The following is a 3,045-nucleotide window of genomic DNA, read 5'->3' as shown; positions in this document are numbered from 1 at the left end:
TCGGTGTGGCAACCATTGCCGCTGCGCTCGTCCACGGCCAGGCGCTGGCCGGCGTCGGCCTTGTCGGCGCCATGGTGACGCCGGTGCTCGTCGCCTCGCAGGCACCCAATCCCTGGGCGCTGTTCGGCTATCTCGCCATCGTGCTTGCCGCCACCGGCGTCATCGCCCGCATGCGCGACTGGAAGTTGCTGATGGCGGCTGCCTTTTTCGGCACCGGTGTCTGGACCATTCTCTATATGACCGATGCGCCGGGGGCGAACCTCTCTGCGATCCTGCTCATCGACGCCGTCACGCTGGCCGTGCTCGCCCTTGTCTGGCTCGCTCGCCGTGGCGACGAAACCACGCCAGACAGGGCTTTCGACTGGCCGTCCATCGTGCCTGGCCTGTTCGTCGCATTCTCGGCACTGGGCCTGTCGGTAGACCCGGCCTTTGCTGCCGCCGGCTATGCCTTGCCGGGCGCGGTGGTGATCGCCGCGATGGTGGCGGTCACGCTTTATCGTCCGCTGGCGCTGCCGCTCCTCTATGCCGCGGGACTGGTCACGGTGCTGATCTATCTCGGCATTATCCCGCCAACCTCGATCGCTTCCGATTTTTCGGGCGGCGCCCTGGGCGTCGACGGACTGCCGGTGGCCACGTCCAACGCGCTGACCTTGCGCATCGGCATCGCACTCGGCCTGGTCTTCATCGGCGCCGGCTTCTGGGCCGCGCGCCGGTTCGCCGCTGGGACACAGATACGTGCGGCCTCATGGGCGGCGTGGGGCGTCATCGTCCCGCTGGTCGTCCTGCTGGCGCTCTGGTTCACTTTCGGCAATCTCGACCGTGACCCTGTCTACGCCGCCGCAGCGGCACTGTTGGTCGTCATTTTCGCCGCCGGCGGCGAGTGGATCGCGCGGGCCGAGGAGCCGCCGCTCAAGGGCGGTGTCGCGGTCTCGTTTGCCCTGGGCGGCGCGGCCATCGCCGGGCTCCTGCTCATGCATATGGCTTTCGATTCCGGCTGGACCACCATCCTGCTCGGTGCGGCGGCCATCGTGCCGGCGCTGGCCACGCGCTGGCGCTCCTATCCGGTGCTCGGCTGGATTTCGGTCGGCGCGGTGATCGCGGTGCTTGGCCGTGTCGCCTTCGACCCGACCATTGTCGGCGCCGGCTTCCTGTCGACGACGCCGGTGTTCAACTGGCTGCTGCCGGGCTACGGCGTGCCCGCACTGGCCTTCGGCTTCGCCGCGTGGCAGCTAGCGCGCACCACCAACGGCCGACCGCGCCTTGCCATGGAAGCGGCGGCGGCGCTGTTTGCGCTGCTCACGCTCGCCATGCTGGTGCGCCACGCCATGCATGGCGGCGTCATCGACACGGGTGCCATGACGCTCGCCGAACAGTCGATCTACACCCTGATCGCCATCGGCGCCGGCGCCATCCTGGTCGCCATCGACATGCGCTCGCCAAGCTCGGTGCTGCGCTATGGTTCGATGGCCGCCGGTGTGGCCTCGGTCGCTTTCATCGTTGTCAGGCATTTCGTGGTGCTGAATCCTTTGCTTACCGACGAATCGACCGGCCGTATCCCGGTGTTCAACCTGTTGTTCCTCGCCTATCTCCTGCCGGCGGTCGCCGCCGGGGGACTGGCGCTCTACGCCAGGGACAAGCGGCCAAAATGGTATGCGCAGATGCTGGCCGTGGTGTCTGCCGCGCTTGCCTTCGCCTATGCCACGCTGTCGGTGAGGCGCCTGTTCAAGGGCGAATTCATCGGCCTGTGGAGCGGCCTCGGCCAGTTGGAAACCTACACCTATTCGGCGCTCTGGCTGGTGATTGGCGTTGCGCTGCTCTCAGCTGGCGTCTGGCTGAAATCGCAGGTGCTGCGCATCGCTTCGGCCGCGCTGATCGCGATCGCCGTGCTGAAGGTCTTCATATTCGACATGTCGGAGTTGGAAGGCGTACTCCGGGCGCTATCCTTCATCGGCCTCGGCGCGGTTCTGATCGGTATCGGCCTGTTCTATCAGCGGCTTTTGACACGGGCGGCGAGGGAAAACGGATAAAGGCAAGCAAGAACAATAAGATTTCACCCCGACCGGGAATAAATCGGCACTCGCCAGCGTTATCTCATTGCTTGGGTGACCGGGGCGGGAGACCGCTTCGCGCTGGCCGCTTGCGCCGCGCCCGGAAGGCGCGTTCAATCCAGATCAACAAGGGCGACCTCGAAACCAGCGGTCATGGACGAAAAGAAGGCAGCAATCCTTGGCGAAATACCGCGCCTGCGCCGTTACGCACGCTCGCTTTTGCGCGACCGCGACGCTGCCGACGACCTTGTCCAGGATTGCCTCGAGCGGGCGCTTGTGCGGCTCGACAACTGGCAGACAGGAGAAAGCCCCCGGAGGTGGCTGTTTACGATCATGCATCATTTGTTCATCGACCAGATGCGCAAGGTGAACCGCCGCGGCGAGGCGGCGATGTTGCCGCTGGAGGCGGGCGAGGCCGTTGCCCAGCCGGCAGAGCAGGTGGAGAGTATCGCCTCGCGCGAGATCATCGACGCGTTGCAGGCGATCAGCCCCGATCGACGCGCAGCTCTTGTCATGGTTGCCATCGAAGGTTTTTCCTATGCCGAAGCCGCCAACATTCTGGGCGTCCCCGCTGGCACGCTGATGTCGCGCATTGCGCGCGGGCGTGAGGAATTGCGTGGTTTGCTGGACGATACGGCGCGTCGCCGCGCGATAAGGATCGTCGAGAAATGATCCGCCGCGACTTTTCCGAACGGGACATCCACATGGCGCTCGATGGCGAGCTGCCTGCAGACGAGCGCGCCGCTTACGACGCCTGGCTCGACGCCAATCCCGAGATGAAAGCCAGGAGCGCCCGTTTCACCGCCGACCGGGCGGCGCTGCGTGCCGCCTTCGCCGGGGTGCTGGACGAAGCCGTGCCTGCGCGGTTGCGCAAGGTCGTGCTTGGCGAGGCGCCGGCAAGCCACCAGCGCGAGCGTGGCACAGCTGCCTTGACCGGCGCCTCGCCAAGCACGACCTTGCGCAACCGCGCAGGCACGGCTTCGTCCAGCACCCCGGC

The 3,045-nt window shown here is 66.2% G+C and carries 2 protein-coding genes and 1 pseudogene; all 3 read left to right on the top strand.

The window, feature by feature from the left end; translation table 11 throughout:
• Positions 1 to 2,027: DUF2339 domain-containing protein (locus EN884_RS31060; RefSeq protein WP_164895264.1), on the top strand; the 2,027-nt coding region annotated here is incomplete at its 5' end.
• 174 nt (positions 2,028 to 2,201) lie between these two features.
• Positions 2,202 to 2,720, top strand: a complete 519-nt coding sequence (locus EN884_RS31055) for an RNA polymerase sigma factor (RefSeq protein WP_013532577.1) — start codon at positions 2,202 to 2,204, stop codon at positions 2,718 to 2,720.
• Positions 2,717 to 3,045, top strand: a pseudogene (locus tag EN884_RS31050) (anti-sigma factor); the annotation flags it as partial. The gene EN884_RS31055 and the pseudogene EN884_RS31050, both read left to right, overlap by 4 nt.

The sequence above is a fragment of the Mesorhizobium sp. M7A.F.Ca.AU.001.01.1.1 genome (genome assembly GCF_004022735.1).
Taxonomy (GTDB): domain Bacteria; phylum Pseudomonadota; class Alphaproteobacteria; order Rhizobiales; family Rhizobiaceae; genus Mesorhizobium; species Mesorhizobium ciceri.
Note: the sequence above shows the minus strand (reverse complement) of the source record. Positions and strands in the feature narration are given on the sequence as shown.

Excerpts from the sequence above, each read along its gene's own strand:
- EN884_RS31055 (WP_013532577.1), top strand. The coding sequence starts at position 2,202 with ATGGACGAAAAGAAGGCAGCAATCCTTGGCGAAATACCGCGCCTGCGC.